We start from the raw sequence: 5,259 nt of genomic DNA on the forward strand, positions 1-5,259 counted from the left end.
AACGTTTCCATGGGGAACGTGGGGATGGATCAGATGCAACTGGCGCCCAACCGCACCTCGGCTTTCATGGGCAGTTGGCAAAACGATCTGAGCGGGAACACGTTCTCGTCGAATGCGCTGACCGGACGGACTGCAGTCAGTCTGCTGCGCAACCAGGGATTTGCATCCCGAATGGTCTCGATTCGGGTGTCCGAGCAGGACGTAACCCAGGCCAGTCGGCAAGCCGACGCCGCGCGCGGCGAAGCAATCTCCGCAAATACCGAGCGATCAGCGGCGCTCACTGAGACCTTTGCGCGAGGCTTGGCAAAGCTACGGTCGTCTCGACACAGCAGCGGTACGGCCTCCAGTAGCTTCGAGCAAATGGGCGAGACACTCAACCGGCTGGATCAGATTTCGAAGAACGTGGCGAGCAGCACGGGTTTGACCCAGAGCCAGGTGGCACAGATCGCATTCGGTGCTGCCGGACACGTGGGGATCAATACCCCCGTGGCCGGCGCGGAACTTCAGGCCAGAGCCGGGAAGAACTACTCGTCGGGATTGTCGGCCGCCCAGCAGAAGGCGCTCAATAGCCTCACCCAAGAGCAGATCGCAGAGTTCAAGCAATTCGGCGACCGGGTGTCGCGGGATTCGAGCATCGTTAGCAGCTTCGCCAGCGATTCCCACGAGGCCCAGGAGATGTCGTCAAGACTGTCAACTGCCACGTCCCGAGCCGAGCGGGCTGATGCGACCTTTGCCGAAAGAACGGCCTTTGCCGAACGCCTCTCGTCGGCCAAGGACAAGGGAGAGTCGATCTCGGTCGACATCGCCCAAGATCCGCACAACCTGGAGATGTTCTTGCGCTACGCCGAGCAGTACGGTGGCGACAGTGCCTCAGCACTGTCGATGTTCGATGCGGAACTGGCTCGCCAGGGACTCAGGCCCAACCGGGTGTTCACGGATGGCACGGCGCTGCCGAGTTCGTTCGGGGATGTACGCAGCCTGCATGACCACCAAGCCACAGACCCCGCGCTATCACCAGACCTCGCGGCTTCGCATCGGCAACAGCGCGCGAAGGTGTCGCGATCCAACCACCCGGAACCCGGCACGCGCCCCGACACGAATCCGTCTCCGTTGCGAAACGACGTAAAGGGACGCGGCAATGCCATCAGGAGTGAAACAGGTGCGGCTGGCTCCAGCTTTGATCGAAAGGCAGAGATCGTCGACACCGGTGACGGGACCTTGGCCACGAAGAAGTCGTTGCTGGCCGAGTCTGGCAAGCAAGTGTTTGAAGACGCCAATGCGTCAATTGATACGGCAAAGGAAGCAGTAAAGAACCTGCTTCGGAAGGATCAGTGATCAATCGGTCATTCCACCGCTACCGCCGAACTGCTTGTTGTCGGGTGAAGGGGGCTTCATGAACTGAGGATGGCCCTCATCGCGCCAATAGTTATCCATGAGATCCTCGCTCGTGGTGCCTAGCCCGCGTAGGGCTCCATCTCGGAGTTGTGGTGCGCGTCCTCTCTTCCCAATTCCTGAGAAGGCGCCCCCGACGGCGGCTCCCGCCAAGGCCCCGAACGACATGACGACAAGGCGCGCGCCCCAAGAAGCGCTCGCCGCGAGCACAAGGCCCAGTGCTGTTCCCACAACGACGAATCCGATGAAGATGAGTTTTCTCATTTCTGCCTCCTGGATTCAGCCTAACGCCGATGACGTAGGTTGCAAGCATATGGCCGGCTACCCAGCCAACATTTCCACCACCAAGACCCGCCGCCCAGGATCATTTCTCATGCGAAGCCCTTTTTCCTCAATACCAACTGGATCATCGCGAACAGGCGATGAAACAGGTAGTCGACCTGATCCACATCGATCACTGGCACTTGATTGACTTCTGAATGACGAATGAGATGACTGTTTCCGATAGAAGGCGACGCCGTTGCGCGAAAAGACGTAAATGGAATTACTGAGCCGTTCGGACTATGCCTTTATGTCCTACGTAATAGCCAATCGTAATTATTACCTATACATTCTCGGCGGCTTTCTTGGTATATTCCAACGTATTTGTTCCGGAGTCGAACCATGGCCAATGTCGATGAAGCCCAGTGGAAAACCTACTGCGCCGATCCGCAGTTTCAGCGCTATCTGGGCACGTGCAAGGATTTCGATCCTGTGGGCATTGATCGCGCGCTCAGCGCAGACGAGAAATCGGGTAGCTTCGATTTCCAGCGGGTAATTATTGAAGTTTTTCTGGAGGAATGTGCATCTGGGGCGATCAGTGCATGAGTGCAGGTTTTTGCGAGTCTTTTCCTTTGTCCACTCAAAAATCGTCATTTCCCCACATGAGGTTCGATCCTGTTTTTCAATACAACTCCCTCGCAATCCATTGAGAAATGGTTGTAGGCGAGACGCCCAACTCCCGAGCGATCTGACTTTTACCCACGCCTCGTTGGCCAAGGCATTCGCACGACTGATCTGATCCTGGGCGGCAACGCCGCGCCCACGCTTGCCAATCCCGGTGACAAGTCCCGATAAGATGAACGCAATGTCCGAAAATTGTAGATCCATTTCGGACGCCGCATTAATGGCCAATCCAATCATCGCCGATCATGAAGTCGCCCAAGAGAGCCTTCTTTCTGACTGGCCTTGGGTACGAGTTCCGCGGCGCGCTCGGCAATGATGAGAAGATCGCTGCGGCGCAGCCTCGCAGTTCGTTCCTCAGTTTTATCATTTCGGTCATTGCAGTTCCAAAGTCGTCAAGTCGTTCCAAGGGCCGTAGTGCCCGGACCTGAGCATCAGGCAGATTGCATCCTCTGAAGAATACCGGGCATAGGCTTGAGCCCCGAGTATCCGAAGGAAGTCACCGATCGGCATAGTCTTATCCAGGATGGGACAGTAGGCCTCGCCATCAAACTCCAGCCAGGCATGGCCGATTTTCCTGGCGCCCGAGTGCCCATTGCATTCACCGTGGACCAGTTCCCATTCCGGGGCCTGCTGACAACCCCGCATCGCCAGTTCGTAGCACCGCCCTTCCCGTTTTCTGAGGCGCTTGATCCGACAGGTGGGCGTGTTGGTGTCCTGCCATCCCATGCGGAGCCAATCGTCTCTGTTCTGTTCAGTTTCCATGCGAAGCATTTATCGCTGCCAGACGGTCGACGACCGCCGGATCCAGTTCGCGACTTGCCAGAACGTCTTGCAACGAGGACTGCCGGCCTTTGATGGCCTCCTGCACAAAGGAACAGCGCTCCTCGATCACGGGCAAGATGCGTTCGCGCACGAATGCCCGTTCGCTGGGCATCAGTCGCGCATCGCCGATGACCCGTGAGATCCCGTCGGGAATCCGCTCGACCAGTTTCTTCAGCACGCTGCGCACCAGTCGCGGCGCCACCCGCGCCTCGAAGGCCATGGCATCCCAATGGAGGCCCTCGACCCATCCCGGCTTGTTCTCGCCAGCGATGGCCATCGACATGGTAGCCCGCGGCAAATAGGCCTCGACGCACAGCATGTCATAGAACGGTGCCACCTCCGCCTTCTGCCCGCGCATCAGGAACGCAATGTTTTTGGCATGGGCGTCGAGATTGCCGACGAGATAATTGAAGGCAACCCACTGCACCACTGCGTTGATGGCCACGGCGGGTCGGTCGACAAATGCGCCTTGCAGTACCTCAAAGAGGTGATGCAGGCCCAGGCCGCCTTCACTTTCATACTTCCTCGACGGGGATACGCCCAGAGCCTGGCAAAGGTCGATCAGGTGCAGGCGCTGCACGCTGCCTCTGATATCCGCCCCGCTATCGTTTGCCACCCGCCGATCGAACCGCTCGATGACGTAGAGGGGCTCGGGCAAGTGCAGCAGATCGACGACCGGCACTCGTATCCCCAGGTCGCCCGCCAGCCGCATGCAAAAGAATTCGTTGGCCGGACAGAACGGAAAATCCAGGCTGGCATTCTCGGGTTTGACGATATGGGTCGAGGCCGCCATCCCTTCGGGTAGGAACAGGGCGCCATCGGCGTCGATGCGCAGCCCGAGTTTCTCCTGAGCCCCGGCCAAAGACATACGGATTTCATCCCAAGATGCCATCAGAGGGAGATTTCGCGCCCTGGAGGCCTTGATTTTCTCCTCAAGCGCCTTCGGTGATAGCGGCACCAGGATCTCGTCTGCCACGGCGTTGGACCCTTCGGGAATCAGTGACAATGCCCCCGCCGTATCCTGCCCATGTCGAATCAACAGCGCCCAAGTATCCCGCGGATCGATTCGGTCCCGCAGGGCAATCAAGTCTCGTAGGCGGCCTTCCGGCAAGAGGTTATCGAAGAACCATTCGGCGGGACGGGCGTTCGTGGAATCCTTGAACTCCCTGGTCGCGATCGGAAAATTCGGCGCGAGGGCAAAAGCGCTCCAATCGGCCGCATAGCTGAACTTCCACAGCCCGTTTTCAACCTCAAGGGTACCGACCCGAACCCCGTTGGCCAGGACCATCAAGGCGCTCATGCCGTCCCTCCGGGCAAGCGCAGTCTCACCTCGATGCCAAAGCGGCTACAGACGGACAGCACTTTTCCAATCTGCGCGGTAGCCTTCCCTTGTTCCAGGCTGTTGAGGAATGGCAGACTGACGTTGCATAGGGCTGCCGCATCGCGCTGGGTCAAGCCGGATTCCTTGCGAACGGCCCGAATGATCTTCCCCAGTTCGACGACCGAGGAAATGCCAACGTCTTCGGGCATCATCGCCCCCAAAAATGATTAACGATCATTGAATTCTGCCTCGCGTTAGCCACGAAGGCAATGAAAACTTAACGATCGTTGATCTTTCCGAACCACGTTACCTGCTGAGAGCGAAGCCACGCCGTGACGTCGGTGCCAGCGTCGAGGATATCGAGCAACGCCTCGTACGCAAAATCCCGACCGCGGCGCTTGCCTTGCACGATCCCGAGCCCTTCGAGGGCTTCGACTGCTTGCTGACCGTCGGCGCACTCAGTGCATAGTAGCCGCCAGTGATCCCAAACCACGCCCGAAGCCGCCTACCGCCCACTTCGACACGTAAGGCCCTGGGCAACACCGGAACTCCATTCAAGATGGCAGGAGGTGCAAAGTGTTCCCCCAATCGTTCCCCCAGAGCCCAAGAAAGCAAAAAGGCCAGTCCGAAGACTGGCCTAAGTGCTTGATTCTCTTGGTCGGGGCGGCGGGATTCGAACTCGCGACCCCTTGCACCCCATGCAAGTGCGCTACCAGGCTGCGCTACGCCCCGACGAGCCGCGCATTATACCGACATCGGCGCCGGTGTCAAAGGCGAAG

Annotated in this window: 5 protein-coding genes, 1 tRNA gene and 1 pseudogene; 2 read left to right on the top strand and 5 right to left on the bottom strand. The window is 58.6% G+C overall.

Going from position 1 to position 5,259, the window contains the following annotated elements:
* Nucleotides 1–1,335 (top strand): annotated as a pseudogene (locus Q1M07_RS00590) (conjugal transfer protein TraG); the annotation flags it as partial.
* Here Q1M07_RS00590 and Q1M07_RS00595 read toward each other — a convergent pair.
* A complete protein-coding gene (locus Q1M07_RS00595; RefSeq protein WP_300449247.1) occupies nt 1,336–1,656 on the bottom strand; it encodes a hypothetical protein in 321 nt (106 codons plus the stop codon).
* A 399-nt stretch (nt 1,657–2,055) separates the two neighbouring features.
* Here Q1M07_RS00595 and Q1M07_RS00600 point away from each other — a divergent pair, with 399 nt between their 5' ends.
* A complete protein-coding gene (locus Q1M07_RS00600; protein WP_300449249.1) occupies nt 2,056–2,259 on the top strand; it encodes a hypothetical protein in 204 nt (67 codons plus the stop codon).
* 450 nt (nt 2,260–2,709) lie between these two features.
* On the opposite strand, the gene Q1M07_RS00605 is transcribed toward Q1M07_RS00600, so the two are convergent.
* From Q1M07_RS00605 to Q1M07_RS00620, 4 genes are all read right to left on the bottom strand, one after another.
* On the bottom strand, nt 2,710–3,099 hold the full coding sequence (locus Q1M07_RS00605) for a hypothetical protein (protein ID WP_300449251.1): 390 nt from the start codon (nt 3,097–3,099) through the stop codon (nt 2,710–2,712).
* Entirely contained in the window at nt 3,089–4,459 is a 1,371-nt protein-coding gene (locus Q1M07_RS00610) for a HipA domain-containing protein (protein WP_300449253.1), read from the bottom strand. The genes Q1M07_RS00605 and Q1M07_RS00610 overlap by 11 nt, the downstream gene beginning before the upstream one ends.
* Nucleotides 4,456–4,689: a helix-turn-helix domain-containing protein gene (locus Q1M07_RS00615; protein ID WP_366983860.1), complete on the bottom strand. Its 234-nt coding sequence runs from the start codon at nt 4,687–4,689 to the stop codon at nt 4,456–4,458. The genes Q1M07_RS00610 and Q1M07_RS00615 overlap by 4 nt, the downstream gene beginning before the upstream one ends.
* A 446-nt stretch (nt 4,690–5,135) precedes the next feature.
* Nucleotides 5,136–5,212 (bottom strand) — tRNA-Pro (locus Q1M07_RS00620).
* Between the last annotated feature and the right edge of the window lie 47 nt (nt 5,213–5,259).

Source organism: Accumulibacter sp. (assembly GCF_029255285.1).
Lineage (GTDB): Bacteria > Pseudomonadota > Gammaproteobacteria > Burkholderiales > Rhodocyclaceae > Accumulibacter.